Annotated in this window: 1 protein-coding gene; it reads left to right on the top strand. The window is 45.1% G+C overall.

Features of this window, described 5'->3' with window-relative positions; translation table 11 throughout:
• On the top strand, positions 1 to 443 hold a 443-nt coding region (locus EDI28_RS26460), incomplete at both ends, for a MutS-related protein (protein WP_438942818.1).

The raw sequence follows: 443 nt of genomic DNA, 5'->3' as shown, positions 1-443 counted from the left end.
TGAAATGCTTCGCATTCTCCAAGAAATTTCTGAGCGTGTCCGCCCTCATGCGGCTGAGATTGCTAATGACGCTTGGATTATCGGTCATCTGGACTTGATTCGTGCCAAGGTTCGATTTATCCAAGAAGGACAAGCAGTCGTGCCTCAGCTGTCAGAAAATCAAGAGATTCAACTGCTCCATGTCTGCCATCCTTTGGTCAAAAATGCCGTCGCAAATGATGTCTATTTTGGTCAAGATTTAACAGCTATTGTCATTACAGGTCCCAATACAGGTGGGAAGACCATCATGCTCAAAACTCTGGGCTTGACACAGGTCATGGCCCAGTCAGGATTGCCGATTTTAGCAGACAAGGGAAGTCGTGTTGGTATTTTTGAAGAAATCTTTGCTGATATTGGAGATGAGCAGTCTATTGAGCAGAGCTTGTCTACCTTCTCTAGCCATA

Origin of the sequence: Photobacterium chitinilyticum (genome assembly GCF_004104355.1) — a bacterium.
GTDB classification, from domain to species: domain Bacteria; phylum Pseudomonadota; class Gammaproteobacteria; order Enterobacterales; family Vibrionaceae; genus Photobacterium; species Photobacterium chitinilyticum.
This window is presented reverse-complemented; position numbering and strand designations above follow the sequence as displayed.